At 67.7% G+C, this 25,761-nt stretch carries 27 protein-coding genes and 2 pseudogenes; 4 read left to right on the top strand and 25 right to left on the bottom strand.

The features are described 5' to 3' along the window. Positions 1 to 211: 211 nt before the first annotated feature. From QSK17_RS12475 to QSK17_RS12460, 4 genes and pseudogenes are all read right to left on the bottom strand, one after another. Positions 212 to 730, bottom strand: a complete 519-nt coding sequence (locus QSK17_RS12475; protein WP_228641383.1) for a type II toxin-antitoxin system RelE family toxin — start codon at positions 728 to 730, stop codon at positions 212 to 214. A gap of 2 nt (positions 731 to 732) precedes the next feature. Then, entirely contained in the window at positions 733 to 1,041 is a 309-nt protein-coding gene (locus QSK17_RS12470) for a type II toxin-antitoxin system prevent-host-death family antitoxin (RefSeq protein ID WP_285704804.1), read from the bottom strand. A gap of 186 nt (positions 1,042 to 1,227) precedes the next feature. Further along, the gene (locus QSK17_RS12465) at positions 1,228 to 1,731 is read right to left on the bottom strand and encodes a hypothetical protein (RefSeq protein WP_285704803.1); all 504 of its coding nucleotides are present in this window, start codon (positions 1,729 to 1,731) and stop codon (positions 1,228 to 1,230) included. A 161-nt stretch (positions 1,732 to 1,892) separates the two neighbouring features. After that, positions 1,893 to 2,000 (bottom strand): annotated as a pseudogene (locus tag QSK17_RS12460) (peptide-methionine (S)-S-oxide reductase MsrA); the annotation flags it as partial. Between the two features lie 140 nt (positions 2,001 to 2,140). Here QSK17_RS12460 and QSK17_RS12455 point away from each other — a divergent pair. Next, on the top strand, positions 2,141 to 2,803 hold the full coding sequence (locus tag QSK17_RS12455) for a DUF6461 domain-containing protein (RefSeq protein WP_285704802.1): 663 nt from the start codon (positions 2,141 to 2,143) through the stop codon (positions 2,801 to 2,803). A gap of 158 nt (positions 2,804 to 2,961) precedes the next feature. Here the strand turns inward: QSK17_RS12455 and QSK17_RS12450 are convergent, their stop codons facing one another. From QSK17_RS12450 to QSK17_RS12435, 4 genes and pseudogenes are all read right to left on the bottom strand, one after another. Next, on the bottom strand, positions 2,962 to 3,318 hold the full coding sequence (locus tag QSK17_RS12450; RefSeq protein ID WP_285704801.1) for a hypothetical protein: 357 nt from the start codon (positions 3,316 to 3,318) through the stop codon (positions 2,962 to 2,964). Next, the gene (locus QSK17_RS12445; protein ID WP_285704800.1) at positions 3,315 to 3,785 is read right to left on the bottom strand and encodes a hypothetical protein; all 471 of its coding nucleotides are present in this window, start codon (positions 3,783 to 3,785) and stop codon (positions 3,315 to 3,317) included. The genes QSK17_RS12450 and QSK17_RS12445 overlap by 4 nt, the downstream gene beginning before the upstream one ends. Positions 3,786 to 3,973: 188 nt before the next feature. After that, positions 3,974 to 4,072, bottom strand: a pseudogene (locus QSK17_RS12440) (peptide-methionine (S)-S-oxide reductase MsrA); the annotation flags it as partial. A gap of 146 nt (positions 4,073 to 4,218) precedes the next feature. After that, complete coding sequence (locus QSK17_RS12435) at positions 4,219 to 4,701, bottom strand: MerR family transcriptional regulator (protein WP_285704799.1); 483 nt, start codon at positions 4,699 to 4,701, stop codon at positions 4,219 to 4,221. Here QSK17_RS12435 and QSK17_RS12430 point away from each other — a divergent pair. Together QSK17_RS12430 and QSK17_RS12425 are read left to right on the top strand one after the other, a co-directional pair. After that, on the top strand, positions 4,676 to 5,428 hold the full coding sequence (locus QSK17_RS12430; protein WP_285704798.1) for an MBL fold metallo-hydrolase: 753 nt from the start codon (positions 4,676 to 4,678) through the stop codon (positions 5,426 to 5,428). The two genes, QSK17_RS12435 and QSK17_RS12430, sit on opposite strands and share 26 nt — an antisense overlap. Beyond that, positions 5,425 to 6,111 (top strand): siderophore-interacting protein, encoded by a 687-nt coding sequence (locus QSK17_RS12425; protein ID WP_285704797.1) that lies wholly within the window; start codon positions 5,425 to 5,427, stop codon positions 6,109 to 6,111. The genes QSK17_RS12430 and QSK17_RS12425 overlap by 4 nt, the downstream gene beginning before the upstream one ends. 72 nt (positions 6,112 to 6,183) lie before the next feature. Here QSK17_RS12425 and msrA read toward each other — a convergent pair whose 3' ends face one another. Further along, positions 6,184 to 6,846, bottom strand: a complete 663-nt coding sequence (msrA, locus tag QSK17_RS12420; protein ID WP_285704796.1) for a peptide-methionine (S)-S-oxide reductase MsrA — start codon at positions 6,844 to 6,846, stop codon at positions 6,184 to 6,186. A 124-nt stretch (positions 6,847 to 6,970) separates the two neighbouring features. Here msrA and rarD point away from each other — a divergent pair, with 124 nt between their 5' ends. Then, positions 6,971 to 7,882, top strand: coding sequence for an EamA family transporter RarD (gene rarD, locus QSK17_RS12415; protein ID WP_285704795.1), 912 nt, complete (start codon positions 6,971 to 6,973; stop codon positions 7,880 to 7,882). 82 nt (positions 7,883 to 7,964) lie between these two features. Here rarD and QSK17_RS12410 read toward each other — a convergent pair whose 3' ends face one another. From QSK17_RS12410 to QSK17_RS12335, 16 genes are read right to left on the bottom strand one after another with little or no spacing between them, the layout of a single operon-like run. After that, a complete protein-coding gene (locus QSK17_RS12410) occupies positions 7,965 to 8,960 on the bottom strand; it encodes a polyprenyl synthetase family protein (protein WP_285704794.1) in 996 nt (331 codons plus the stop codon). 12 nt (positions 8,961 to 8,972) lie between these two features. Continuing rightward, positions 8,973 to 10,520, bottom strand: a complete 1,548-nt coding sequence (gene nuoN / locus QSK17_RS12405) for an NADH-quinone oxidoreductase subunit NuoN (RefSeq protein ID WP_285704793.1) — start codon at positions 10,518 to 10,520, stop codon at positions 8,973 to 8,975. After that, on the bottom strand, positions 10,517 to 12,016 hold the full coding sequence (locus tag QSK17_RS12400; RefSeq protein WP_285704792.1) for an NADH-quinone oxidoreductase subunit M: 1,500 nt from the start codon (positions 12,014 to 12,016) through the stop codon (positions 10,517 to 10,519). Before QSK17_RS12400 ends, nuoN begins: the two co-directional genes overlap by 4 nt. Further along, positions 12,016 to 13,917 carry an NADH-quinone oxidoreductase subunit L gene (gene nuoL / locus QSK17_RS12395; protein WP_285704791.1) on the bottom strand — a complete coding sequence of 634 codons (1,902 nt, stop codon included), beginning with the start codon at positions 13,915 to 13,917 and terminating at the stop codon, positions 12,016 to 12,018. The genes QSK17_RS12400 and nuoL overlap by 1 nt, the downstream gene beginning before the upstream one ends. Positions 13,918 to 13,926: 9 nt before the next feature. Then, the gene (gene nuoK, locus QSK17_RS12390) at positions 13,927 to 14,223 is read right to left on the bottom strand and encodes an NADH-quinone oxidoreductase subunit NuoK (protein WP_061253845.1); all 297 of its coding nucleotides are present in this window, start codon (positions 14,221 to 14,223) and stop codon (positions 13,927 to 13,929) included. Next, positions 14,220 to 15,134: an NADH-quinone oxidoreductase subunit J gene (locus tag QSK17_RS12385; protein WP_285704790.1), complete on the bottom strand. Its 915-nt coding sequence runs from the start codon at positions 15,132 to 15,134 to the stop codon at positions 14,220 to 14,222. Before QSK17_RS12385 ends, nuoK begins: the two co-directional genes overlap by 4 nt. Further along, on the bottom strand, positions 15,127 to 15,642 hold the full coding sequence (nuoI, locus tag QSK17_RS12380) for an NADH-quinone oxidoreductase subunit NuoI (protein ID WP_082776637.1): 516 nt from the start codon (positions 15,640 to 15,642) through the stop codon (positions 15,127 to 15,129). The genes QSK17_RS12385 and nuoI overlap by 8 nt, the downstream gene beginning before the upstream one ends. Next, positions 15,629 to 16,993, bottom strand: coding sequence for an NADH-quinone oxidoreductase subunit NuoH (nuoH, locus tag QSK17_RS12375; RefSeq protein ID WP_285704788.1), 1,365 nt, complete (start codon positions 16,991 to 16,993; stop codon positions 15,629 to 15,631). Before nuoH ends, nuoI begins: the two co-directional genes overlap by 14 nt. Next, complete coding sequence (locus QSK17_RS12370; protein WP_285704786.1) at positions 16,990 to 19,437, bottom strand: NADH-quinone oxidoreductase subunit G; 2,448 nt, start codon at positions 19,435 to 19,437, stop codon at positions 16,990 to 16,992. Before QSK17_RS12370 ends, nuoH begins: the two co-directional genes overlap by 4 nt. Continuing rightward, a complete protein-coding gene (gene nuoF / locus QSK17_RS12365; protein WP_285704785.1) occupies positions 19,434 to 20,720 on the bottom strand; it encodes an NADH-quinone oxidoreductase subunit NuoF in 1,287 nt (428 codons plus the stop codon). Before nuoF ends, QSK17_RS12370 begins: the two co-directional genes overlap by 4 nt. Then, entirely contained in the window at positions 20,717 to 21,388 is a 672-nt protein-coding gene (gene nuoE / locus QSK17_RS12360) for an NADH-quinone oxidoreductase subunit NuoE (RefSeq protein WP_285704784.1), read from the bottom strand. Before nuoE ends, nuoF begins: the two co-directional genes overlap by 4 nt. Further along, entirely contained in the window at positions 21,385 to 22,701 is a 1,317-nt protein-coding gene (locus QSK17_RS12355; protein ID WP_285704783.1) for an NADH-quinone oxidoreductase subunit D, read from the bottom strand. Before QSK17_RS12355 ends, nuoE begins: the two co-directional genes overlap by 4 nt. Next, a complete protein-coding gene (locus tag QSK17_RS12350) occupies positions 22,698 to 23,387 on the bottom strand; it encodes an NADH-quinone oxidoreductase subunit C (protein ID WP_285704782.1) in 690 nt (229 codons plus the stop codon). Before QSK17_RS12350 ends, QSK17_RS12355 begins: the two co-directional genes overlap by 4 nt. Positions 23,388 to 23,442: 55 nt before the next feature. Then, positions 23,443 to 23,994 carry a NuoB/complex I 20 kDa subunit family protein gene (locus QSK17_RS12345; protein WP_285704781.1) on the bottom strand — a complete coding sequence of 184 codons (552 nt, stop codon included), beginning with the start codon at positions 23,992 to 23,994 and terminating at the stop codon, positions 23,443 to 23,445. 2 nt (positions 23,995 to 23,996) lie between these two features. Next, positions 23,997 to 24,356, bottom strand: coding sequence for an NADH-quinone oxidoreductase subunit A (locus QSK17_RS12340; RefSeq protein WP_066942238.1), 360 nt, complete (start codon positions 24,354 to 24,356; stop codon positions 23,997 to 23,999). A gap of 43 nt (positions 24,357 to 24,399) precedes the next feature. Beyond that, the gene (locus QSK17_RS12335; RefSeq protein WP_502889192.1) at positions 24,400 to 25,707 is read right to left on the bottom strand and encodes a geranylgeranyl reductase family protein; all 1,308 of its coding nucleotides are present in this window, start codon (positions 25,705 to 25,707) and stop codon (positions 24,400 to 24,402) included. Between the last annotated feature and the right edge of the window lie 54 nt (positions 25,708 to 25,761).

Raw genomic sequence — 25,761 nt, 5'->3', positions numbered from 1 at the left:
AACGCTGGACCGCCTTGCAGCACACCACGCTCGGCCCCAGCCGGATCGGGGACCTTGCTCGGGCCGCCCTCGTCCTCGTCCACTTCGAGCACAGAAAGATCAGCTGAAAGTCGGTGAGAAAACGTCAGTGCCTCCGATGCCGCAGTAGCCGCCCGGGTTCTTGTACAAGTACTGCTGGTGGTAGCGGTTCACCCCAAGCAATAGATCCTGGCTAGCGCGAGCTCGACCGGAATTCTGCCCACAGGTCAACCGCCTTCTCGAGATCAAGAGCGGCGACCTCCTCGCGCGACATGCCAACGGTGTAGATCAACCGGTCCGCGAGCCAGTCTGGAACCGGTTCCCTGGGAGGCGGTTGATCGACGCGGATGTGATCGGCCAGAGGACCCAGGCGTTCTATGATCTGCCCGAGCTGGATGACCTCAGGACGGCCCTTCCCAGCGGCGCGGACCCTGGCCGTGGCCTCGGCGTACACCTCGGCGTCGGCTCTTTCACCCACGGCCCACACTTCGCAGATCTCGATCGACTTGTCATCGGCGATGCGGTAGACGACCCGCCAGGTGTTACGCCCGACCACGAGCTTTCGGAAGCCCGTCAGCTCCCCGCCCAAGGGATAGCCGGCCTCGGGATTGTCGAGTAGAAGCAGGATCTTCTTGAGGACCTTCGGTACGGCATCGGGGCCGATCCGCCGGAGGTCATCTACGGCCGGGGCCGTGAAGACGACGTCGGACACGTTTACTCGTCGTCCGGCAATGCGGTAAGCGATTCCCGCGTGTGCCCGAAGGCAGTGAGCACATCATCGAGCGAGACGCGCTCCCCGGTGTCGGTGACGGAGCGGGCGAGCACCAACGCCAGGTCCCGGAGGTCGGCCGCGGCCTCTTCGAGGTCATTAAGGCGACGGATACTCACCACCGCCGCCACCGGCTGATGCCGACGGGTCACCACCAGATCCGTCCCCTGCTCGGCGTCGGCGACCAGACGGGCCACCCCACGCTGGGCCGCTTCTGTGACGCTCAGCTCGGCAGCTTCATGCAGAACGGTCATGCAACTACTGTACAGCAATCTATACAGAACGGGCAGTGCTCGACCTTACAGCGAGGGCCTCCAGCGAAGCCCCTCTGCCCCGAGATCGGCACCGGCATGTCTCTTTTCACATCACCGCTTCGAAGCACTCCGACTCACGTCGTGGATACTCAGCGAGCTCAAGCTGGCCTTCCAGACCGACATCGCTCAGGCGCATGGCTGATCATCTTCCAGCTCATGCGCTCGCTTCTTCCAGCCCATGAGCACCTTCATGGGTCCGGCGGTGATAACGTCCCTTTCTCCCCTATCAGCCAAAAGGACAGTGTCGACGGCCAGTAGAGCACCCCGGTGGAGTTTGCTGGCCTCATTGTCCAGGTCCGTCAGCATCTTGGTGATAGATATGTTCCGCCAGCGTCCCCTCTGCAAATAGGTGCGGAATAGCTTTCCGAGTTCTTCTTCGGGAGTACCCCGAGGCTCCTCCTTCGCTTCCACCGCCGCGCCGTTCAGGTAGTTCAGGATGGCGGCTTGGGTTTCGGCGGCTGCTTCTGCCGCCCTCTCCGACGCCTCCCTGGCGGCTGCGGAAGCAGACCGCGCTTCCTCGACGGCCTGCAGCGTTTCCTTAGTGAGTTTCGCCTGCCCCGTGAACCGTGATCGAATCCGCATCCACATTGTGGCGGCGGGCTCTTCCTCGCTCTCGGTGTACGTCGCCATACGTCCCCTCGCCTTGATTGATGTGACACATCACCCGAAACGTACGAAAGGGGAGGACAGACAGCCAGGCACGGTTACCTGGCTGTCTGGAAAGCGGGCCATGACGAAGAAGGCCACATTGGCAACTCTCAAGCTGCAAACGTTGTCCGCACGGGTACGGTTCAGGCTTCGCCAGCGGTCAGACCGATCGGGCAGGCGACGCCGGTGCCTCCGATGCCGCAGTAGCCGCCGGGGTTCTTGTACAGGTACTGCTGGTGATAGCGGTTCGCTTCACGCAATAGATCAGCTCAGGGTTCCGGTCAGCGGCAATCGCCGACGGGACCGGCAACACCTGTAGGAGGTGTCGGCCTGCGTCGGAGTGGCAGCCGATCTCGGCTGATTGTCGGTACAGCTTGCCACCATGGACCGCATGACGACAACCGACCCTCTAGCCCCGTTCCAGTGGCTCAACGTGTCCGAGAACGAGGGCGGCGGCCCACTGGGCGTGATCTTCAGCGTGGCCTTCTTCCGCGGGCTCGACCCGGCGGAGGTGGTGCGCCGCTTCAGCCGCGGCGAGGACTCCGGTCAGGAGTCGGACTTCGGCGGACTCGACGAAAGGGCCCACGAGTTCGTCGAGGAGACGGCCGGCGGGGATGGTGGCGGCTACGTGGGCGTCTTCCAGGCCGGCGAGTGGTGCGTGGCCATCGAGCCCTACGGCTGGATGGTCACGCTCCACGAGGTGGTGACCAAGCTGTCGCGGGGCTGCGAAATGCTGGCGGTCACCCGGCACGACTACGCCGCCGAGCACAGCTTCGAGTACGCGATCGACGGCACGATCGTCACCGGCTACCGGCTGCGGCACCCGTACGAGCGTTACGGCTCCGACCCTGACCGGTTCAACGGCTTCATGCGGGAGCTGGGCATGGGGCTGAACAAGCCAGAGGACGAGGCCGCGTGGGACGCCGCCTGGGAGGACAATTACTACACCGCCGTGCCAAGGGGCTTCGCCCTGACGGCGAAGGTCACCGGGGTGCCGTTCACACCGGGCATGCTCGACCGCCCGATGCTCGTGGGGCCCATTGTGGAAAGGTGATCGTCTTGTGACCGTCCAGAACTGAACGGCGTGATACGACGATGACCGATGGCAAGCAGACCTGGACCGCAGAGCCGCTAGAGAACTAAAACCAGCTGACACCTGTTCCTGGCCTCGGCCTGCGGCTGTGCCACAGATTCTCGGCGGGCCAGCCGACCTCAGATGTCGGTATCTTGCGGATGACGGGGCGAGGCGTAAACGACCCACACCCTACGAGCGGCATCATCGATGACGTAGCGCACGCGTCCGCCGCTGGTGACCTCGAACTCCCATTGCTCAAGGTCCTGTCCGTTGTGACGATGAGTCGCGAGGTCGCCACGTAGGCGATGTTGGCGATCATGGTCGGTGCGTGAGCGTGGATTGGCACGCAGTGTCTCCAAGCATCGGCGCGTGTTGGCCAGGGCATGACGGCAAAGCTCCTCCCAGCCCTTCACCGCATCGCTCGTACCGAAACGGACGTCCCATTCGTCGTCAGGAGGCAAGACTGTAACCCGATCTCCGCGCTTCGGACTCATACCGAAACCTCAACCGGTCCGAAGTCTCCGCTCGTCACCTCACGCGCATGGGCATAGTGCGCGGGGTCAGCCTTGATTCGGGCAGTGGCCCGCCAGCCTGCGATAACTTCCTGAGCAGTGGCGTCGACATCGAGCTCGGCCGCGTCAGAGAGCGCCTCGACCAATTCAAGGGTGAAGGATCGCACCTCATCGGAGGTGAGGTGACGAACCCAGGGAAAGACCTCGGGCATGGCAATGACGAGTGCACGAGCAGTCGGATCATGCCTCATGAGAGCGAGGAACAGGCGGGAAGCTGTGGCCAGCGTCTGATCGCGTCGTTCCTCACGGTCAGCCGCTGTCAGGTAGAAGTCCTGGGCATCCCGGTGAGTCACACGTACGCGGCCGAGCCGCGCGGCGCGTTCGGCGACGGCCCGGGGATTTCTAGACAGGTCCGAGAAGGTTACGGCGTCGGCGTTGCTGATGCTCACGCCACCCAGTCTAATTCAGAACACATTCTGATTGTGGTGGAACGTCGTCAGCCTCGCATGTCGCGTTGCACAACATCTGCGCCGCCCAGGCCCACACCTCGAACCCAGCGAACGCAACGGTCTGCCCCCGGCCGGCATCGGGCTAAGCCTGGACGGCCAAGGGTCAGGATCAGTCAGTTACCGCAGGTCTACGCCTCGCCGGACGTGAGGCCGACCGGGCAGGATACGCCGGTTCCTCCGATGCCGCAGTAGCCGCCCGGGTTCTTATACAGGTACTGCTGGTGGTAGCGATCCACTTGGGGCAATAAATCTTAATCGTCTCAACTCAGACCATCACATGTGTCTATCAGGAAGGCTCAACATCGAGCCTGCAGGACAGCGCCGAACACGTCCGCGCAGGCCGCCGGTCTGCCCGTAATCCGGCTGCCGACTACTACCTGGCGCCGCCTCCGCCGCCAGTATGAGGCGTGAGCGGGATACGCGCCGCGATCTGCTCACGGGCATGCTCGCAGTCCGCGAACCTGTACGGGCAGGCGAGGGCGTGCTCAATCAGGTCCTTGGCCGCGCGTGCCCGCGCGATGCGCTGCTCCAATTGGGCGACGTGGCTGCGCAATAGGTCTCGATGATCCATCGGATCAGGCGTGGACAGCAAGGTGCGGAGCTCTCGCAATCCGAAACCCGCCTCCTTGGCCATCCGAATCAGCGTTACACGCACCAGAGCGTCCTGTCCGTAGCGACGCTGACCGCCCACACGCCGCGCGGGCTCGATCAGGCCCATGCTCTCCCAGTACCGCAGCACGTGTGTGGCCAGCCCGAACCGTTCTGCCAACTCGCCGATGGTCAGATCCTCGCTTGACTTCATGTGTACATTAACCGGCACCGTTACCCCCATGATCAAGCAATCGATCGCGGTCACGCGAGTGGTCAACTCATGTGTGCTTCTCGAACTGGACGGCCACGCGGTGCTCACCGACCCGTGGTTCACCGAACGATGGTTCCTGCGCCGCGGCGAGCCGCTCGGGCTGCGCATCGCCGATCTGCCACCGCTCGCCGCCGTCGTCGTCACCAACCTGGCCGCCAACCACTGGGATCTCCGTGCGCTGCGCATGTTGCCAAGCAAGGACTTCACACCGGTGTACGTGCCCACCGCACGCATGGCGCGCCGAGCCAGAGCTCTGGGCTTCCGGCACGCCGAGCACCTTCGCTGGGGGCAGGTATGCGAAATCGCGCCCGGCGTGTCGATGCAGGTCGTTCCCGCGGGGCAGACTCTGGTTTGGCCCAATAACGCCTACGTGTTCAGCACGGCCAGTTCCCGGGTGTTTTTCGGCGGAGAGATCGCCGAGGTCGCGCTGCTCGAGCGGTACCGGACCGAGGATCGGCCTGTGGACCTGGCCCTGCTTCCGGTGAACGGCTTGCGACCGCTGTTCGGACCGCGCCTGGTGATGGGCCCTGCCCAGGCGGTGGCCGGGGCATCCGTGCTCGGCGCGGGCGTGCTGGTCCCGGTGCACGACGCCCACGGGCGCGATCCGCTCTCGGTGCTGTTCCGCACCTCAGGCACCGCCTCAGACGCGACGGCCTTGGCCGGACCGGGCCTGAGGGTGGTGGACCTGCCCACGGGCCAGCGCTGGGAGTTGGCGCCATGAGCTTGTTCCTGCATGGGACCGTCGATGAGATCGAACAGATCGCCGAGCGCATGCGCCGCATCCGGATCACCGGTCCCGAGCTGTGCGACCTGGCTTGGGTTCCGGGCATGCACATCCGCCTGCGGGTCGGCGACCCTCGCTCGCCCCGCTCGTGGCTTCACGGACTTCTCCGCACCTACTCGATCTGGGACTACTCCCCCACAGGCCACCTCGACCTGTGCATCCTCGACCATTCGTCCGCCGGGCCGGGAGCGCAGTGGTCACGGCGGGTACGCGTCGGCGATCCGGCCGCTTTCACCACCCCTGAGGGCAGGCTCGTCCTGCGCGAGGACGCCCCGTACCACCTGTTCACCGGGGATGAGACAGCAGCCGTCGCGTTCGGGGCGATACTGCGCGCGTTGCCGCCGTCCGCGATCGTGCACGGCGCGATCTCGGCCGAGGGACCCGGCGATCGTCTTCCGCTGAAACGCGCGGATCGCCTCACTTGGACGTACCGGCCGGCTCATCTTGTCGAGGCGGTCCGGGCCCTAGAGCTTCCCGACGCGCCAGGCATCGCATATCTCGCAGGCGAGGCTCGCAACTGCCAGGCGGTGCGTGACCATCTCGTCCACGAACGCGGCTGGTCACGCAGAGCCGTTGTCGTGAAACCGTTCTGGGCCCCGGGACGGCGCGGTATGGACTGACCGCGGACTGCAGCGGCCGTTTCCGGCTGGAGCCCTCCCTTCATATGAGGTCATATGAGGGTGGGCTCCGTGTCAGGCTTCGCCGGTAGTGAGGCCAACGGGGCAGGTCACGCCGGTGCCTCCGATGCCGCAGTAGCCGCCAGGGTTCCGGTAAAGATACTGCTGGTGGTAGTCCTCGGCGAAGTAGAACGGACCGGCGGGGGCGATCTCGGTCGCGATCCGGCCATAGCCGGCCTCGTTGAGCACCCGCTGGTACGCGTCACGAGACGCGAGGGCGGCCTTCTCCTGCTCGGCCCCGTGCGTGTAGATAGCCGAGCGGTACTGCGTGCCGACGTCGTTCCCCTGGCGCATGCCCTGGGTCGGGTCGTGGGCCTCCCAGAAGACCTTCAGCAGTTCCTCGTACGACACCCTGCTGGGGTCGAAGACCACGCGTACGACCTCGGTGTGGCCGGTCATTCCAGTGCACACCTCCTCGTACGTCGGGTTCGGCGTGTATCCGCCCGCGTAGCCGACCGCGGTGGAGACGACGCCGGGCGTCTGCCAGAACTTGCGCTCGGCTCCCCAGAAACATCCCAGCCCGAAGTCGGCGATCTCCATGCCCTCGCCGTAAGGCGGAGCCAGCGGCGCGTCGAGCACCAGGTGCCGGGACGCCACCGGCATCGTCTCGGATCGGCCGGGCAGCGCCTCCGAGGGGGTCACCATCGATGTCTTGTTCTGTCCGAACAGCCAGCCCATGTCGCACCTCCACCCGCCCCAAACCGGAGCGTCTCCCGGTTTGTTCCTCCCGTAAGCATCGCTAAATATTGCGGCAACGATTGCTTATTTGTGTTAAATCCCGTAAGGAGTCACACTGGATGTCATGCCTGAATCGCGCCGAGGAGTCCTGTACGGCATAGCCGCTTACGCCATGTGGGGATTGTTCCCCCTTTACTGGCCCCTGTTGAAGCCCGCCGGGGCTGTCGAGATCCTCGCGCATCGCATGGTCTGGTCCCTCGTCGCGGTCCTCGCGATGCTGGGCGTCCGCCGCCACTGGTCGTCGTTCCGGTCGATCACCCGCCGCCAGGTCCTCCTGCTCACCCTCGCCGCGGTCGTCATCTCCATCAACTGGGGCATGTACATCTACGCCGTCAACACCGGCCACGTCGTGGAGAGTGCCCTCGGCTACTTCATCAACCCGCTGGTCAGCGTCCTCTTCGGCGTGCTCATCTTCCGCGAGCGGCTGCGCCCCTGGCAGTGGGTCGCCGTCGGCCTCGGCTCGGCCGCCGTGCTCGTCCTGACCCTCGACTACGGCCGTCTTCCCTGGATCGCGCTCGTCCTCGCCGCGTCATTCGGCACGTACGGCCTGATCAAGAAGACCGCGCAGGTCGGCGCGGCGGAGAGCCTCACCATCGAGACCCTGGTCCTCCTGGTGCCCGCGCTCGGCTACCTCGCCATCATCCAGGCGAACGGCGCCGGCACCTTCGTCGACCACGGCGCCGGCCACATCGCGCTACTCGTCGGCTCCGGACTGATCACGGCCGTTCCCCTGCTGTGCTTCTCCGCCGCCGCGATCCGGGTGCCGCTGACGGTCATCGGCCTGCTCCAGTACATCGCCCCGGTGCTGCAGTTCCTGTGCGGCGTCCTGGTCGCCCACGAGACGATGCCCGGCAGCAGGTGGATCGGGTTCGCGATCGTGTGGCTCGCGCTCAGCGTCTTCACCTGGGACAGCCTGCGCGCCGCCCGTGCGACCCGCCGCGAGGCCAGTACGGCGCCCGCGCTCGAAACCGTCTAGAAGCGAACCTGACAGACCGAGAACGCGACCCCGGACGGCCTGAGGGGCTCACTGAGCCCCGACGGCCTCCGGGGTCGTCCGTTCACCCCGAGCGCTCGACGACGTAGTCACAGAGCCCGATGAGAGCCTCGCGGGCCGGGATGTCGGGAAGGCCGCCGAGCGCGTCCTTGGCCTTGTCCGCCCACCGCAGCAGCTCCCCGCGGGCGTCGGCCATCGCCTTGTTGGCCCGCAGCAGCTCCAGCGCCTCGTCCACGTCCTCCTCGGCGACCGGTCCGGAGAGCAGGGAGCGCAGCCGCGCATCCTCCGACCGATCGGACACCAGCGCGTACAGCACGGGCAGGGTCTGCACGCCCTCGCGGAGGTCGGTTCCCGGGGTCTTGCCCGAGTCGACCGTCGGCGCGGCCACGTCGATCAGGTCGTCGCTGAGTTGCCAGGCCACGCCGATCGCCTCGCAGGCCGCGGTCAGCCGGTCGGTCACCTCGGCCGGCGCGCCCGCCAGCAGGGCGCCGAAGCGGCCCGAGGTGGCGATGAGCGAACCGGTCTTGTCGGCCAGCACCTGGATGTAGTGCGTGATCGCGTCGGCACCCTCGGAAGGACCGATCGTCTCGCGGATCTGGCCGCGGACCAGGCGCGAGAACGTCTGCGCCTGGATGCGGATGATGTCGGCCCCGAGGTCGGCCAGGAGCTCGGACGCCTGGGCGAACAGATAGTCGCCGGTGAGGATGGCGACCGTGTTGTCCCAGCGGGCGTTCGCCGAGGGCGAGCCGCGCCGTACGGGGGCCTCGTCCATCACGTCGTCGTGGTAGAGCGTCGCCAGATGGGTCAGCTCGATGACGACGGCCCCGGGGACGACTCCCGGGGCGTCGGGTGTGCCGAACTGCGCGGCAAGCAGCACGAGCATCGCCCGGAACCGCTTGCCGCCGGCCTCGATGAGATGCCGGGACGCCTCCGTGACGAAGGCGTCCTCGCTCTCCACCGACGACCGGAGCAGCTTCTCCACGGCCGCGAGCCCATTCGCGAGATCCGCGGCCAGCCATTCGTCGACGAGAGGCAGGTCAACAACGGGCGGCGCGGCCATAGAGGGAAGCTCCTATCGGACGAACAACGACTGGGCAGCCGTGTGCGCCAGGTCGAGCACGGGCTGCGGGAAAACCCCGAGGACTACGGTAGCCAATACCGCCACAGCTCCGACCGCCCAGGTGCCTCTCGGAATCACCACGGACGGCCCATCGGCCGCCGGGTCGTTGAAGAACATCAGCACGATCACGCGGACGTAGAAGAACGCGGCGATCGCCGAGGACACCACGCCGACCACCACGAGCGGCGTCGCGCCAGCGTCCACCGCCGCCTGGAACACCGCGTACTTCCCGAAGAAACCGCTGGTCAGCGGGATGCCGGCGAAGGCGAGCAGGAAGAGGGCGAACACGGTGGCGACCAGCGGCCGACGCTTGCCGAGCCCGGCCCAGCGGGACAGATGCCACGCCTCGCCACCGGCGTCGCGGACCGTCGTGACGACCGCGAACGCGCCCACCGTGGTGAAGCCGTAGGCCACCAGATAGAACAGCAGCGCCGACAGCGCCGAGGCGTTCTGCTGCTGGTCGCCGAGGGCGATCACGCCGATGAGCAGGAAACCTCCGTGCGCGATGGAGGAGTACGCCAGCATCCGCTTGATGTCCGTCTGCGTGATGGCGAGCACCGCGCCGACGAGCATCGTGAGAATCGCCACACCCCACATGATGGGGGTCCAGCTCCACTGGAGGCCGCCCAGCGCCACCCAGAACACCCGCAGCAGCGCGCCGAACGCGGCCACGAGCGTGCCCGAGGCCATCAGCGCCGTGATCGGGGTCGGCGAGCCCTGGTAGACGTCCGGCTTCCACGCCTGGAACGGCGCGGCGCCGATCTTGAACAACAGGCCGACGCCGAGCATCGCCGCGCCGATGTAGAGCAGCGTGTCCTGCCCGCCGACCGTGCCGAGCGCGGCGCCGATCTTCGCCAGGTCCACCGAGCCCGCGTAGCCGTACAGCAGGGCCGTGCCGTACAGGAAGAACGCGGAGGAGAAGGCGCCGAGCAGGAAGTACTTGACCGCGGCCTCCTGCGAGAGCAGGCGGCGACGGCGGGCGAGCCCGCACAGCAGGTAGAGCGGCAGCGACATGACCTCAAGAGCCACGAACATGGCAAGCAGGTCGTTGGCGGCCGGGAACAGCAGCATGCCGCCGACCGCGAAGAGGACCAGCGGGTAGACCTCGGTGTGCATGGCGCCCTCGCTGAGCGCCCGCTCCTCCTCGGCCGAGCCGGGCACGGCCGAGGCGGAGGCCACGAAGTGCCCCTCGTCGTTGATGAGCAGCACGCTCACGAACGCGAGCACGAGGATCGTGCCCCAGATGAACAGCGCCGGGCCGTCGACCGCCACCGCGCCCATGGCGGACGGCTTGGTCGGGATGCCGGTCCGCGCCTGCCAGATGGTGATCACGAATGCGCCGGCCAGCGACAGCAGCGTCAGCGGCTTGTGGATCGACGAGCGCAGATACCGGGGTGCGAACGCCTCCACGAGCACGCCGATGATCGCCGCGCCGAAGACGACCAGCATCGGCGCGAGCAGGGCGTACTCGATGGTCGGCGCTGGGATGGTGCCGTTCACTGGCCCTCCTGTGCAACGGGCGCCTGCTGGGTGACCTGGACACTGGACAGCGTGTCCGTCACCGCGGGATTGATGACGTCGAGCAGCGGCTTCGGATAGAAGCCGAGCACCAGGATCACCGCGATCAGCGGGGCGACGACCCACTTCTCACGGCCGCTCAGGTCCTTGATGTCGCGGACGGACTCCGCGGTTGGGCCGTTCATGGTCCGCTGGTACATCCACAGGATGTAGATCGCGGCCAGGACGACACCGCTGGTGGCGATGACCGCCGGGACGACGTACGCCTCATACGTGCCGATCAGCACCATGAACTCGCTCACGAACGAGCTGAGCCCCGGAAGCGCGAGACCGGACAGCCCGGCGACCAGGAACGTCCCGGCCAGGATCGGGGCGACCTTCTGCACGCCGCCGTAGTCCGAGATGTACTGCGAGCCGCGGCGGTGGATCAGGAAGCCGGCGATCAGGAACAGCGCGCCGGTCGAGAAGCCGTGGTTCACCATGTACAGCGTGGCGCCGGAGCCGGCGTTGACCGTCATCGCGAACACGCCCATGGCGATGAAGCCGAAGTGCGAGATCGAGGTGTAGGCGATGAGGCGCTTCATGTCGGTCTGCCCGATGGCGACGATCGCGCCGTAGACGATGCCGATCACCGAGAGCGTGATCACCAGCGGGGTGAAGTACTTCGACGCCGCCGGGAACAGCTCCAGGCAGAAGCGCAGCATGCCGTACGTGCCGACCTTGTCGAGCACGCCGACGAGCAGCACGGCCGCGCCCGCCGGGGCCTGGGCCGCCGCGTCGGGCAGCCAGGTGTGGAACGGCCACAGCGGCGCCTTGATCGCGAAGGCGATGAAGAAGCCGAGGAACAGCCACTTCTGGGTGCCGACGTCCTGGACGCTGCCGACCAGGTCGGTGAACATGAACGTGCCCTTGCCGGCGATCGAGTAGAGCGCGATCACCGCGACCAGCATCAGCAGCCCGCCGAAGAGCGAGTAGAGCAGGAACTTCACGGCCGCGTAGGACCGCTGCGTCCCGCCGTACGACCCGATCATGAAGTACATCGGGATCAGCATGGCTTCGAAGAAGACGTAGAACAGGAAGACGTCGGTCGCCGCGAAGACGCCGATCATCATCGCTTCGAGCACCAGGAGCAGCGCGAAGTACGTCCGCACCGATCGCTTGCCCGCCTCCGCCTCGTGCCAGGAGGCGAGCACCACAACCGGCACGAGGACGACCGACAGCAGGATGAGAACCAGTGCGATGCCGTCCACGCCGAGACCGAAGTGGATCCCGAACGAGGGAACCCAGTCGTACGTCTCGGTGAACTGGAACTTGTCGCCGTTGGGGCTGAACTGGACCGCCATGGCGACGGTCAGTGCCAGCACCAGCAGGGACACCGCGAGGGTCGCCTGCTTGGCGCGCAGCTCGTTCTTCACGGCCGCGACGCCAAGCGCGCCCACCACGGGCACACCTATCAGGGTTGAGAGCCAGTAGTGCATCACAGGTTCCCTACGACGAACCAGGCACCGACCAGGATGGCGGCGCCGACGAATATCGACAGCGCGTACGAGCGGACGAAGCCCGTCTGGACTCGCCGGAGCCGGCCCGACGTGCCACCGATTCCAGCGGCGAGCCCGTTGACGAGGCCGTCGATCCCGCGGTTGTCGAAGAACACCGCGAGCCGGGTCAGCCACTGGCCAGGCCGCATGAACAGCGCCTCGTTCAGCGCGTCGCCGTACAGGTCACGCCGGGCGAACGTGGTGAGGAACGAGCCACGCGGAGCCGTGACCGGCACCTCGGCCGCGCCGTACTTGAACCAGGCGAGGGCCACGCCGGCCGCCACGAGCGCCAGGGTGGCCAGCCCGGCCACGCTGAACGGGTGGAACGAGGGCAGGTGCTCCGGAAGGCCGACCGCCGGGGCCAGGAACGTCATGAACCGGTTGCCCAGGATCAAGAAGGCGCCCAGGAAGATCGAGCCGACCGACAGGATGATCAGCGGCAGCGTCATGACGGCGGGCGACTCGTGCGGGTGCGCGTCCGCCTCCCAGCGCTTCTGGCCGAAGAACGTCATGAACACCAGGCGGGACATGTAGAAGCCGGTGATGCCGGCGCCGAGCACCGCGAGCCAGCCGAGGGTCGCGCTGTACTCCATCGCGCTCTCGATGATGCCGTCCTTGGTGAAGTAACCGGACAGCAGCGGGAACCCGATGATCGCCAGGTAGCCGACGAGGAACGTCGCGAAGGTGATCGGCATGACCTTGCGCAGGCCGCCGTACTTCCGCATGTTGACCTCGTCGTTCATGGCGTGCATGACCGATCCGGCGCCGAGGAACATGTCGGCCTTGAAGAAGCCGTGCGTGATCAGGTGCGCGATCGCGAAGGCGTACCCGGCCGGGCCGATGCCCGCGGCGAGCATCATGTAGCCGATCTGCGACATGGTCGAGCCGGCCAGCGCCTTCTTGATGTCGTCCTTGGCGGTACCGATGATCGCACCGGCGAGCAGCGTGGCGACACCGACGATCGTGACGGCGATCGCCGCGGTCGAGCCCTCCGGGAAGAACATCGCGCCGGACCGGGTGACGAGGTAGACGCCGGCGGTGACCATGGTCGCGGCGTGGATGAGGGCCGAGACCGGGGTCGGGCCCTCCATCGCGTCCAGAAGCCAGGACTGCAGCGGGAGCTGCGCCGACTTACCACAGGCGCCGAGCAGGAGCAGCAGGCCGATCGCGGTGAGCGTGCCCTGGCTGGGGTGCTCCCCGGAGGCCATGACCCCCGCGTACGAGACCGTGTTGAACGCCGTGAAGATGGTGAAGATGCCGATCGCCAGGCCGAAGTCGCCGACCCGGTTGACGATGAACGCCTTCTTCGCGGCGGTCGCCGCCGCCGGCTTGTGCTGCCAGAACCCGATCAGCAGGTACGACGCGAGACCCACGCCCTCCCAGCCGACGTACAGACCGACGTAGTTGTCGGCGAGCACGAGAAGCAGCATCGCCGCGACGAACAGGTTCAGGTAGGCGAAGAACCGCCGCCGGTTGGGGTCGTGCGCCATGTAGCCGATCGAGTAGATGTGGATCAGCGAACCCACACCGGTGATCAGCAGGACGAACGAGATCGACAGCGGGTCGATCAGCAGCCCCATCTTGGTGAGGCCGGGGATGAAGTCGTACAGCGGTACGGCCCGGCGGCGCTCAGCCGGATCGAAGCCCATGAGCTGGGCGAAGGCCAGCACGCCCACCACGAACGAGGCGACGGCGGTGGCGACACCCAGCAGGTGACCGAACTTGTCGGTCCTGCGGCCGCCCAGCAGGAGGACGGCGGCGCCGAGCAGCGGCAGAGCGATCAGCAGCCAGGAGGCGCCGATCACTCCCCCGGTGTGCTCGATGATCTTTGTGGGTTCCACGGCCACCTCTTAGTACTTCAGCAGGTTCACGTCGTCTACGGACGCGGACCTGCGGGTTCGGAAGATCGTCACGATGATGGCCAGGCCGATGACGACCTCGGCGGCGGCCACGATCATCACGAAGAAGGCGATGATCTGGCCGTCGAGGTTGCCGTTCTGCCGAGCGAAGGTGACGAACGCCAGGTTGCAGGCGTTGAGCATGAGCTCGACGCACATGAAGACCACGATGGCGTTGCGCCGTACCAGCACCCCGACGCCGCCGATCACGAACAGCAGCGCGGAGAGCACCAGGTAGTGCGTTGTCATTTCGCCTCCCCGCCCATTTCCGGGCTCGTCTCCGGGCTCGTCTCCGGCGACTCCTCAGCCTCGGGGGCCGCGCCGTTCGGACCGGCTCCGTTGGATCCGTTGACCCCGCCGGTGCCGTTGACGCCGTTGACGCCCGCGTGCCGTACCTGCTCCTCGGCCGCCCGATCCTCGGCCTCCAGGGCCGCGAGGATCTCGGGGGCCAGGGTGCCCTCGGCGGCCTCGCGCCGGGCGAGGACCCGGTTGACCGACAGCGACGCGACCGTGCCGTCGGGCAGGAGAGCCGGCATGTCGATCGCGTTGTGCCGCGCGTAGGTGCCCGGACCGGGCAGCGGCGCGGGGTTGCGGCCGTGCTCGCCGAACTCGACGAAGCGCTTGCGGGACAGGTCCTTCTGGGTCGGCTTGGGCTCCGTGCGCTCGCGGTGCGCCAGCACCATCGCGCCGAGCGCGGCGGTGATCAGCAGCGCCGAGGTGACCTCGAACGCGAACACGTACCGCGTGAAGATCAGCTCGGCCAGCGAGGGCACGTTGCCCGCCGCCGTCACCGCGGTCAGCCCCTTCGGAGCCGACAGTACGGCGTTGCCGATGCCGAGCCCGAGCAGCGCGGCGAACCCCAGCCCGGCCACGATCGCCCAGAACCGCTGTCCCCTGATCGTCTCCACGAGGGAGTCCGCGGAGTCCACGCCCACGAGCATGAGCACGAACAGGAACAGCATCATGACCGCGCCCGTGTAGACGACGATCTGCACGGCGGCCAGGAACGGAGCGTCCTGCACGGCGTAGAGCACCGCGAGGGACAGCATGACGGTGCCCAGCATCAAAGCCGAGTAGACCGCCTTGCGGCTGAATACGAGCCCGAGCGCGGCGGTCACGGACACGACCGCCAGCACCCAGAACGTGATGGTCTCACCCATTGCTACGACCCAACCGGTAGTAGTCCTCTTCGGTCTCGCCGAGACGCATCGGGTGGGGCGGCTGCTCCATTCCCGGGGCCAGCGGCGCGAGGAGCATCTCCTTGGTGTAGATCAAGGATTCGCGGCTGGAGTCGGCGAGCTCGTACTCGTTGGTCATCGTGAGCGCCCGGGTCGGGCACGCCTCGATGCACAGACCGCACAGGATGCACCGCAGATAGTTGATCTGGTAGGTGCGTCCGTACCGCTCTCCCGGGGAGAAGCGCTCGGTCTCGGTGTTGTCCGCGCCCTCGACGAAGATCGCGTCCGCGGGACAGGCCCACGCGCACAGCTCGCAGCCGACGCACTTCTCCAGGCCGTCGGGCCACCGGTTCAGCTGGTGCCGGCCGTGGAAACGCGGCGCCGTCGGCCGCTTCTCCTCCGGATAGTTGACCGTCACCGGCTTCTTGAACATGTGGTGGAAGGTGACGCCGAATCCCTTGATCGGATTCAGCCAATCAGTTGCTCCCACTGGTCACCTCCTTCACCGCGGTGCTTGCTTGGCGGGCCGGCACGACGCCGTGATAGTGCGGGAGATCCAGCGGCGGCACCGGGAATCCGCCCGCCTCCGGCTCCTCGCTGAGCTGCTCGAACTCTTCCTCGATCTGGGCGGCCTTGGCCTCCCTGCGCCGCTGGAGCTGCGTGTCGAAGCGGAACCAGATCGCGAGCCCGCCCACGACGATGATCGCGCCGATCGTCAGGATGAACGCCCTGTTGGACTCCGGCAGGCGCAGCGCCTTGAGCGTCGCGTACAGCAGGATCCAGGCCAGGTTCAGGGGGATGAGAACCTTCCACCCGAAGGCCATGAGCTGGTCGTACCGTACGCGGGGCAGCGAGGCGCGGACCCAGACGAAGAACCCGAACACCAGCACGAGCTTGAGGAAGAACCAGAGCATCGGCCACCAGCCGGTGTTCGCCCCTTCCCAGATCGAGATGGGCCAGGGCGCCCGCCAGCCGCCGAGGAACAGTGTGATCGCGATGCCGGAGACCGTGAACACGTTGACGTACTCGGCCATCATGAACAGCGCGAACTTCAGCGACGAGGAGTACTCGGTGTGGAAGCCTCCGACCAATTCGCCCTCACCCTCGGGGAGGTCGAACGGCACGCGGTTGGTCTCGCCCAGCATCGTGATCACGTAGATCAGGAACGAGGGGATCAGCGACACCGCGTACCAGGACGGCTGCGGGATCTCCAGTCCGAAGACGTCCCAGGTGCCGGCGCCCGCCTGCTTGGCCACGATCTCCGAGGTGGACAGCGTGCCCGCCGCCAGGAAGACCGCGACGAACGACAGGCCCATCGCGATCTCGTACGAGACCACCTGGGCGCTGGAGCGCAGACCGCCGAGGATGGCGTACGGCGAACGCGAGCCCCATCCGGCGAGCACGATGCCGTAGACGCCGATCGACGCCATGGCGAGGACCAGCAGCACCGCGACCGGCAGGTCGGTGAGCTGCAGCGGCGTCTCCACCCCGAAGATCGACACCATCGGGCCGAACGGCATGACCGAGAAGGACAGGAACGCCGGGACGACGATGATGATCGGGGCGAGCAGGTAGATGACCTTGTCCACCGTGCGGGGCGTGATGTCTTCCTTGAGCCCCATCTTCAGACCGTCGGCCACCGACTGGAGCAGGCCGAACTTGCCCGCCCGGTTGGGGCCGTAACGGTGCTGCATGCGCGAGATGAGCTTGCGCTCGGTCCACACGCCGAACAGCACGCCCAGCATCAGGACCACGAAGATGAACAGGGCCTTGATGATCGAGAGCCACAGCGGGTCATGACCGAAGTCGTTCAGCGTGGGAAGACCAGGGTTCGGGTTCATCGGTCGGTCTCCACTTCCTCGTTCACGGTCTCGAGGACGTCCTGGCCGCCGGTGATCGTCACCACGTCGCCGGCGACGGCGCGCAGGTCCCGGGTGACCGACGCGCCCGCGGAGTTGGCCGGCACCCAGACCACGCGGTCGGGCAGGTCGGCGATCCGCACGGGCAGGATCATCGAGCCGCCGACGGTGACCTTGTCGCCGTCGGCCACGCCGATCTCCGCGGCCGTGGCCTCGGACAGCAGCGCCGTCGCCGACCGGGCGGTCCCGGCGAGGTACGGTTCGCCGTCCTGCAGCCGGCCGTCGTCGAGCAGCAGGTGCCAGGTGGCCAGCACGGCCTCCCCGGCCTGCGGCTCCCGGGCCTGCCGCCCGCCGGTCACGCTGGGGGCGGCGGCGCGGGCACCGCGCCACGATCCCAGGCCGCCGAGCTCGCGCCGCGCGGCGGCGGCGTCCGGCAGCGCCAGGTGGACGTCCATGTGGTCGGCGATGGCGGAGACGGCCGCGAGGTCGCTCATCACGCCGGGAACGGCCGTCGCCACGTCGAAGGAACGACCGCGGCCCTCCCAGTCGACGAACGTGCCTGCCTTCTCGGCCACCGCGGCGACCGGCAGGACCACGTCGGCCCGGTCGGTCACCACACTCGCGCGGATCTCCAGGCTGACGATGAACGGCGTGTTCTCCAGGGCGGCCAGCGCCCGGCCCGGGTCGGCCAGGTCGTACGGATCGACACCGGCGACGACGAGGGCGTCGAGCTCCCCGTCCAGCGCAGCGGTGAGGATGCCCTCGGTGTCGCGTCCCTCGGTCTCGGGAAGGGCCGTGACGTTCCAGGCCCTGGCGACCTCGGCGCGAGCCGCCTCGTCCGCCACCGGGCGGCCGATCGGCAGCAGGTTGGGCAGCGCCCCAGCCTCGACGGCACCGCGCTCACCGGCCCGCCGCGGCACCCAGGCGAGCTTCGCGCCGGTGGTCTGCGCGAGCCGCAGGATGGCGGACAGCGCACCCTGGGTGGTGGCGAGCCGCTCGCCGGCCAGGATGATCGCGCCGGCGGGAAGCAGGTCGGCGCCCGAGTTGATCAGGTCGCCGATGGCCTCCGCCTCGCCGCCCGGAACCGTCCTGATGAGCGTGCCGCGCATCTTCGTCAGGCCCGGCGTGGCGAACGGCGCCAGGGAGTAGATCTTGAGGCCCTTCTTCCGCGCGGCCTTGCGGAGCCGCAGGAAGACGATCGGCGACTCCTCCTCGGGCTCGAACCCGGCGAGGAGCACGGCCGGAGCGTTCTCCAGGTCGTTGTAGGAGACCTCGATGCCCTTGCCCGCGACGGCGTGGGCGAGGAAGCGCGCCTCCTCGTCCGACAGCGGGCGGGCGCGGAAGTCGACGTCGTTGGTGCCGAGCGCGACACGGGCGAACTTGCCGTAGGCGTACGCGTCCTCGACGGTGGCCCGGCCGCCGACCAGCACGCCGGCCTTGCCGCGGGCCGCCGCGAGCCCCTTGGCCGCGACCTCCAGGGCCTCCGGCCACGAGGCGGGGACGAGCTTGCCGTCCTCGTCGCGGACCAGCGGCGTCCTGAGCCGGTCGGACTGGGTCGCGTACTGGAACGCCCAGCGGCCCTTGTCGCAGTTCCACTCCTCGTTGACCTGGGGGTCGTCCCCGGCCAGGCGGCGGGTGACCCGGCCGCGGCGGTGGTCCGTACGCAGGGAGCAGCCGGAGGCGCAGTGCTCGCAGGCGCTCGGCGTGGACACCAGGTCGAACGGGCGGGAGCGGAACCGGTAGGCGGCGCCGGTCAGCGCGCCCACCGGGCAGATCTGGACGGTGTTGCCCGAGAAGTAGGACTCGAACGGCTCGCCGTCGGCGACGCCCACCTGCTCCTTGGCCCCGCGCTCGAAGAAGTCGATGAGCGGGTCACCGGCGATCTGGTCGGAGAAGCGGATGCACCGCGCGCACTGGATGCAGCGCTCGCGGTCGAGCAGCACCTCGGTGGACAGCGCGATCGGCTTCTCGAAGGTCCGCTTCTGCTCCACGAACCGGCTCTCGCCCTGGCCGTTCGACATGGCCTGGTTCTGCAGGGGGCACTCGCCGCCCTTGTCGCAGACCGGGCAGTCGAGCGGGTGGTTGAGGAGCAGCATCTCCATCACACCCCGCTGGGCCTTCTCGGCCACCGGCGAGGTGAGCTGGGACTGCACCACCATGCCCTCGGCCACCTCGATGGCGCAGGACGGCTGCGGCTTGGGGAAGCCGCGGCCGTTGCCGGCGTCGGTGATGTCCACCAGACACTGGCGGCAGTTGGCGGCCGGATCGAGCAGCGGGTGGTCGCAGAACCGCGGGATCTGGATCCCGAGCAGCTCGGCGGCCCGGATGATCAGGGTGCCCTTCGGCACGCTGATCTGGAAGCCGTCGATGGTCAGCGTCACCATGGTCACGACGGGCTGTTCCGGCTGCGTTGTCTGAACCGTCACTTGGACCCCCACACAGTGGAAGCAGCGGGATCGAACGGGCAGCCGCCGATCTCGAAGTGCTTGAGATATTCGTCGCGGAAGAGCTTCACCGACGAGTGGATGCAACTCGTGGCGCCGTCTCCCAGGGCGCAGAACGAGCGGCCCAGGATGTTGTCGGCGATGTCGGTGATCGTGGTGAGGTCCTCCTCGGACCCCTGGCCCTTCTCCAGCCGCTTGAGCACCTGCTTGAGCCAGAAGGTGCCCTCACGGCAGGGGGTGCACTTGCCGCAGGACTCGTGCGCGTAGAACTCCGTCCACCGGAGCACGGCGCGGACCACACAGGTGGTCTCGTCGAAGATCTGCAGCGCGCGGGTGCCGAGCATCGAGCCCTTGGCGCCGACCGACTCGAAGTCGAGCGGCACGTCCAGGTGCTCGGCGGTGAAGATCGGCGTCGAGGAGCCGCCCGGCGTCCAGAACTTCAGCTCGTGGCCGGCCCGGATGCCGCCCGCCATGTCGAGCAGCTCGCGCAGGGTGATCCCCAGCGGAGCCTCGTACTGGCCGGGCCGGGTGACGTGGCCGCTCAGCGAGAAGATGCCGAAGCCCTTGGACTTCTCGGTGCCCATCCCGGCGAACCAGTCGGCGCCGTTGGCCACGATGCTCGGCACGCTGGCCACCGACTCGACGTTGTTGATGACCGTCGGGCAGGCGTACAGGCCGGCGACCGCGGGGAACGGCGGCTTGAGTCGCGGCTGGCCCCGGTGGCCCTCCAGCGAGTCGAGCAGCGCGGTCTCCTCGCCGCAGATGTACGCCCCGGCGCCGCTGTGGACGACCAGTTCGAGGTCGTACCCGGAGCCGAAGATGTCCTTGCCGAGGTAGCCCTTCTCGTACGCCTCGCGGACCGCGGCCTGCACCCGGCGGATGACGTGGAGCACCTCGCCGCGTACGTAGATGAAGGCGTGGTTGGCCCGGATCGCGTACGAGGTGATGATGACGCCCTCGACCAGCGAGTGCGGGTTCGCCATCATCAACGGGATGTCCTTGCAGGTCCCCGGCTCGGACTCGTCGGCGTTCACCACGAGGTAGTGCGCCTTGCCGTCGCCCTGCGGGATGAATCCCCACTTCATGCCGGTGGGGAAGCCGGCGCCACCGCGCCCGCGCAGACCGGAGTCCTTGACCATCTGGATGATGGCGTCCTGGTCCTGGCTCAGGGCCTTCCGCGCCGCGGCGTAGTCGCCGTACCCCTCCAGGGTGAAGGAGTCCGGCTGGTCCCAGTTCCGGGTGAGGACAGGGGTAAGGGTCGTCATCGGTCGCTCACCGCTCCTTCGGGCGCCTCCCAGCCGTTGGCCTTGGCGACCTTCAAACCTTCCAGGGACGGCCCGGCGGCCGAGGGGCCCTCACCGGCCAGCCCGTCCGGCAGTCCGGCGAGGACCCGCGCGGACTCCTTGAACGTGCACAGCTTCTTGGGGCCGCGGGTCGGCGTGATCTCCTTGCCGGCGCGCAGGTCGTCCACGAGCTGCTTGGCCGACTCCGGAGTCTGGTTGTCGAAGAACTCCCAGTTGACCATCATCACCGGGGCGAAGTCGCAGGCGGCGTTGCACTCCAGCCGCTCCAGCGTGACCTTGCCGTCCGGCGTGGTCTCGTCGTGGCCGACCCCGACGTGCTCGGAGAGCTCGTCCCAGATCTGGTCGCCGCCCATGACCGCGCACAGCGTGTTGATGCAGACGCCGACGTTGTAGTCGCCCGCGGGCTTGCGCTTGTACATGGTGTAGAAGGTCGCGACGCCGACGACTTCGGCTTTGCTCAGGCCGAGCATCTCGGCGCAGAACTCGTAACCGTCGTCGGAGACGTAGCCGTCCTCCGACTGCACCAGGTGCAACAGCGGCAGCAGGGCCGACCTGGCCTTGGGGTAGCGGCCGATGATCTCCTTGGCGTCCGTCTCCAGACGCTCGCGGACCTCAGGTGAGTAAGTCACCGGTCCACACCTCCCATGACCGGGTCGATCGAGGCGACCGCCGAGATTACGTCGGCGATCATGCCGCCCTCGCAGGTCGCCGGCACGGCCTGCAGGTTCGTGAAGGACGGGTCGCGGAAGTGGACGCGGTAGGGCCGCGTCCCGCCGTCGCTGACCACGTGCGCGCCCAGCTCGCCGCGCGGCGACTCCACCGCCGAGTAGACCTGGCCGGCCGGCACCCGGAAGCCCTCGGTCACCAGCTTGAAGTGGTGGATCAGGGCCTCCATCGAGCTGCCCATGATGTGCGCGATGTGGTCGGGCGAGTTGCCGAGGCCGTCGGGGCCGAGCGCGAGCTGCGCCGGCCACCCGATCTTCTTGTCGTCGATCATCACGGCGCCACCCTTGAGCGGGCCGGTCAGGCGGTCGAGCGCCTGCTCGACGATCTTCAGCGACTCCTCCATCTCGGCCACGCGGACGAGGTAGCGGCCGTACACGTCGCAGGTCTTCTCGGTCGGGACGTCGAACTCGTACGTCTCGTAACCGCAGTATGGCTGCGACTTGCGCAGGTCCCAGGGCAGTCCGGCGGCCCGCAGCATCGGCCCGGTGATCCCGAGCGCCATACAGCCGGTCAGGTCGAGGTACGCGACGTCCTTGGTCCTGCGGGTGTAGACGGGGTTCTCGTCGAGCAGCTTGCGCATGTCCTTGATGCGCTTCGGCATGACCTTGAGGAACTCGCCGATCTTGTCGACGGCCCCCGCCGGCAGGTCGACGCTCACGCCGCCCGGCCGCACGTACGCCATGTTCATGCGCAGGCCCGTGACGTACTCGAAGATGTCGAGCACCATCTCGCGCTCACGGAAGCCGAAGATCATCGGCGTGGTGGCGCCCAGCTCCAGGCCGTAGGTGGCGAGCGCCACCAGGTGCGAGGAGATCCGGTTGAGCTCCATCATCATCACGCGGATCGCCTGGGCCCGCTCGGGGACCCGATCGGTGATGCCGAGCAGCTTCTCGACGCCCAGGCAGTACGCCGTCTCGTTGTAGATCGGCGCGAGGTAGTCCATGCGGGTGACGAACGTGACCCCCTGGGTCCACGTCCGGAACTCCATGTTCTTCTCGATGCCGGTGTGGAGGTACCCGATCACCGTCCGGGCCTCGGTCACCGTCTCACCGTCGAGCGTCAGGACCAGCCGGAGCACGCCGTGCGTGGACGGGTGCTGCGGGCCCATGTTGATGACCAGGCGCTCTTCGGCCGTCTCCGTGACCGTCTCGACCAGTTCGTCCCAGTCCTGGCCGGCGACGTCGTAGACCTTGCCCTCGGTCGTCGTTGTACTCATGCGTACGACCTCCTCTGGTCCGGCGCGGGGGTCTCGGCGCCGCGGTACTCCACGGGGATGCCGCCGAGGGGGTAGTCCTTGCGCTGGGGGTGGCCCTCCCAGTCGTCGGGCATCTCGATGCGGGTCAGCGCGGGGTGCCCGTCGAAGATGATCCCGAAAAAGTCGTACGTCTCCCGCTCGTGCCAGTCGTGCGTCGGGTAGACAGAAACGGTGGACGGGATGTGGCGGTCGGAGTCGGGGCAGGCGACCTCGACGCGGATCCGCCGGTTGTGCGTGATCGAGCACAGGTGGTAGACCGCGTGCAGCTCGTCGCCCGTCTCGTGCGGGTAGTGGACGCCGGAGACGCCGAGCGAGAGCTCGAAGCGCAGCGCCGGGTCGTCGCGCAGGTGCCGCATTACGTCCACGAGACGCTCGCGCGCCACGTGGAAGGTGACCTCGTCGCGGTCCACGACCACGCGCTCGATGGCGTCGCCGAACGACGGCTCCAGCGCGTCGGCCACGTCGTCGAAATAGGACCCGTACGGCCGGGCACTGGAGAGCCGGGGCGCGCGGCGCACGACCATGCGGCCGTAACCGGACGTGTCCCCGGTCCCCGTGGCACCGAACATGCCCGTACGGGCGATGGGCTCAGGTGTCTGCTCCCCCGCCCCGCTCGGCGGCACGCCGGGGAGGTTGTCGCTGCTCATCTGATGGCTCCGCTCCACGAATTCCACACGAAGCGCTCATTCTTCGCGTTCGCGCTCACTGGTTCGCCCCCTGGTCGATCAACGGCAGCGTCCGCAGGGCCTGGAGCTCGAGCTCGTCGATCTGCTTGGCGCGGTGGGCGCCGAACTTCATGTTCTGGATCTTGTCGTGCAGCTTCACGATGGCGTCGATCAGCATCTCCGGACGGGGCGGGCAGCCCGGCAGGTAGATGTCGACCGGCACGACGTGGTCCACGCCCTGCACGATGGCGTAGTTGTTGAACATGCCGCCGCTGGACGCGCAGACGCCCATCGCGATGACCCACTTGGGCTCGGCCATCTGGTCGTAGATCTGGCGCAGCACCGGCGCCATCTTCTGCGACAGCCGCCCGGCCACGATCATCAGGTCGGCCTGCCGCGGCGAGGCGGAGGCCCGCTCCATGCCGAACCGCGCGAGGTCGTGCTTGGAAGCGCCGGTCGCCATCAACTCGATCGCGCAGCACGCCAGACCGAACGTCGCGGGCCAGACCGAGTTCTTCCGCGCCCAGCCGGCCACCTGCTCGACCGTCGTCAGAATGAAGCCGCTCGGCAGTTTCTCTTCAAGACCCATGGCTAATCCCAATCAAGACCGCGGCGGCGCCACACGTAGGCGTACGCCACGAGGACGGTGACGATGAACAGCACCATCTCGACCAGCCCGAACAGGCCGAGACTGTCGAACGCGACCGCCCACGGATAGAGGAAGATGATCTCGATGTCAAATACGATGAACAACATCGCTGTGATCATGTACTTGAGCGGGAAACGCCCACCGCCGACGGGCTGCGGGGTCGGCTCGATGCCGCATTCGTAGGCGTCCAGCTTGGCGCGGTTCCAGCGCTTCGGCCCCGTGAAGGGGGCGATGCTCACGGAGAACACGGCGAACCCCGCCGCGAGGACCGCGAGCACCAGGATGGGCACATACAGCTCCATGGCTACATGTCCTCGCTTGCTCGGTGGAAAGGGGTGTTCAATCTCATGCGGACGGAGCCACCTTGGACAGGGCGTTGATGATCCGATCGGACGCGTCGCCTCGCGGGTCGGTGAGATTGCCCAGGAGTTTCAGGGCGAACCTCATCAACCGCGGGTGCGGCATGGCATGCCGCGTGGCGAAGTTCATCACACCGGGCCTGCTGATCGCCTCGACGAAGTACCGGCCCAGTGTGAAATAGCCACCATAGGCGTCCTTGAGGATGTGCGGGTAGGCGCGCAGCACCCGTTCCCGTCGGGCGGGAGTGGGCTGGGAGAGCGCCGTCACCACGGCGTCGGCCGCGGTCCGGCCGGTCTCCATGGCGTACGCGATGCCCTCGCCGTTGAACGGGTTGATCATGCCGCCCGCGTCACCGACGAGCACCAGGCCCCGAGTGTAGTGCGGCTGCCGGTTGAAGGCCATCGGCAGCGCCGCCCCCCGGACGGGGCCGGTCATGCTGTCCTCGTTGTACCCCCACTCGGCGGGCATGTTCTTCACCCAGCGCCTGAGCAGGTCACGGTAGTCGATGTTCTTGAAGGCGTCGCTGGTGTTCAGGAGTCCGAGGCCGACGTTCGAGGTGCCGTCACCGACGCCGAAGATCCAGCCGTACCCGGGGAGCAGCCGGTCGCCGTCCCACAGCTCCAGCCACGTCTCCAGGTAGTCGTCATCATGCCGGGGACTGGTGAAGTAGGTCCGTACGGCGACGCCCATCGGGCGGTCCTGCCGCTTGTGCAGGCCCATCGCGAGCGAGAGCCGGGTCGAGTTGCCGTCGGCGGCCACGACCAGCCGGGAGCGGAAGGCGACCTCCTCGCCGTCCTGCTTGGCGGTGACGCCGACGACGTGACCGCTGCGCTCATCGAGGATGGGGCCGGTGACGTTGACGCCCTGCAGGAGCGTGACACCGGCGCGCACCGCGTTGTCGGCCAGGATCTGGTCGAAGTCCTTGCGGGTGCGGACCAGGCCGAAGTCCGGGAAGCTCGCCAGCTCGGGCCAGTCGAGCTCGAAGCGCAGGCCGCCGCCGACGACGCGCAGGCCCTTGTTCCTGATCCAGCCGGGGGCGTCGATGTCGACGCCCATCGCGATGAGCTGCTTGACCGCCCTCGGCGTGAGCCCGTCGCCGCACACCTTCTCGCGCGGGAATCGGGTCTTCTCCAGGAGGAGGACGGTCAGACCGGCCTGAGCGAGGTAAAAAGCGGTCGTCGATCCCGCGGGGCCGGCGCCGACGACGATGACGTCGGCGTCCCGTCCGCTTTCGAAGGCCGGCGTCCGGTGGGACACCGCCGTTCTCGGCCGCGCAGGGGCTGACTCGCTCACGGGGGACCTGATTCCTGTCCTGGGACGAAGATCTCCCTGGTACGGGACCCTCGT

The organism is Microtetraspora sp. NBRC 16547 (genome assembly GCF_030268965.1).
GTDB lineage: Bacteria > Actinomycetota > Actinomycetes > Streptosporangiales > Streptosporangiaceae > Microtetraspora.
This window is presented reverse-complemented; position numbering and strand designations above follow the sequence as displayed.

Bases quoted from the DNA above. Each gene is read 5' to 3' on its own strand.
- QSK17_RS12470 (WP_285704804.1), bottom strand. From the start codon at position 1,041: ATGACCGTTCTGCATGAAGCTGCCGAGCTGAGCGTCACAGAAGCGGCC.
- QSK17_RS12465 (WP_285704803.1), bottom strand. From the start codon at position 1,731: ATGGCGACGTACACCGAGAGCGAGGAAGAGCCCGCCGCCACAATGTGG.
- QSK17_RS12455 (WP_285704802.1), top strand. From the start codon at position 2,141: ATGACGACAACCGACCCTCTAGCCCCGTTCCAGTGGCTCAACGTGTCC.
- QSK17_RS12450 (WP_285704801.1), bottom strand. From the start codon at position 3,318: ATGAGTCCGAAGCGCGGAGATCGGGTTACAGTCTTGCCTCCTGACGAC.
- QSK17_RS12430 (WP_285704798.1), top strand. From the start codon at position 4,676: ATGATCAAGCAATCGATCGCGGTCACGCGAGTGGTCAACTCATGTGTG.
- QSK17_RS12425 (WP_285704797.1), top strand. From the start codon at position 5,425: ATGAGCTTGTTCCTGCATGGGACCGTCGATGAGATCGAACAGATCGCC.
- msrA (WP_285704796.1), bottom strand. From the start codon at position 6,846: ATGGGCTGGCTGTTCGGACAGAACAAGACATCGATGGTGACCCCCTCG.
- rarD (WP_285704795.1), top strand. From the start codon at position 6,971: ATGCCTGAATCGCGCCGAGGAGTCCTGTACGGCATAGCCGCTTACGCC.
- QSK17_RS12410 (WP_285704794.1), bottom strand. From the start codon at position 8,960: ATGGCCGCGCCGCCCGTTGTTGACCTGCCTCTCGTCGACGAATGGCTG.
- QSK17_RS12400 (WP_285704792.1), bottom strand. From the start codon at position 12,016: ATGCACTACTGGCTCTCAACCCTGATAGGTGTGCCCGTGGTGGGCGCG.
- nuoK (WP_061253845.1), bottom strand. From the start codon at position 14,223: ATGACAACGCACTACCTGGTGCTCTCCGCGCTGCTGTTCGTGATCGGC.
- QSK17_RS12385 (WP_285704790.1), bottom strand. From the start codon at position 15,134: ATGGGTGAGACCATCACGTTCTGGGTGCTGGCGGTCGTGTCCGTGACC.
- nuoH (WP_285704788.1), bottom strand. From the start codon at position 16,993: ATGAACCCGAACCCTGGTCTTCCCACGCTGAACGACTTCGGTCATGAC.
- nuoF (WP_285704785.1), bottom strand. From the start codon at position 20,720: ATGACGACCCTTACCCCTGTCCTCACCCGGAACTGGGACCAGCCGGAC.
- QSK17_RS12355 (WP_285704783.1), bottom strand. From the start codon at position 22,701: ATGAGTACAACGACGACCGAGGGCAAGGTCTACGACGTCGCCGGCCAG.
- QSK17_RS12350 (WP_285704782.1), bottom strand. From the start codon at position 23,387: ATGAGCAGCGACAACCTCCCCGGCGTGCCGCCGAGCGGGGCGGGGGAG.
- QSK17_RS12345 (WP_285704781.1), bottom strand. From the start codon at position 23,994: ATGGGTCTTGAAGAGAAACTGCCGAGCGGCTTCATTCTGACGACGGTC.
- QSK17_RS12340 (WP_066942238.1), bottom strand. From the start codon at position 24,356: ATGGAGCTGTATGTGCCCATCCTGGTGCTCGCGGTCCTCGCGGCGGGG.